Source organism: Achromobacter sp. GbtcB20 (assembly GCF_019091095.1).
In the GTDB taxonomy this organism is placed as follows: domain Bacteria; phylum Pseudomonadota; class Gammaproteobacteria; order Burkholderiales; family Burkholderiaceae_B; genus Achromobacter; species Achromobacter mucicolens.
In genome coordinates this window covers 1-282 of the sequence record NZ_JAGXJZ010000479.1, presented here as the reverse complement: position 1 = coordinate 282, position 282 = coordinate 1, and the positions used below count along the sequence as shown (strand labels likewise).

Here is a 282-nt window from a genome sequence, read left to right as displayed (position 1 = left end):
CCAGCACGGCGCCGGTCGGCCCGAACTGGGCCAGCAGCCAGCAGGCGTCGCCGACCCTGCCGTCGGCCACCAGCGCGTCGAGCAGTTGCTGGTAGCCGGCGCCGTCCTGGTGGTGGCGCAGGAACCAGCGGAAGCCGTCCGCGCAGGGACGCTTCGCCTTCACGAAAGTCTTGGTGAGTTCCATTTCTTGATCAAGCATCAAGCGACAAGGGCCGCGGCGGCGCTGCCGGCGGCCAGGACCAGGCCGATCACGGTCATCAGCGCGCTGTCGCGCCGGTTGTC

At 69.9% G+C, this 282-nt stretch carries 1 pseudogene; it reads right to left on the bottom strand.

Going from position 1 to position 282, the window contains the following annotated elements:
- Positions 1-184 (bottom strand): annotated as a pseudogene (locus KVT32_RS29840) (hypothetical protein); the annotation flags it as partial.
- Between the last annotated feature and the right edge of the window lie 98 nt (positions 185-282).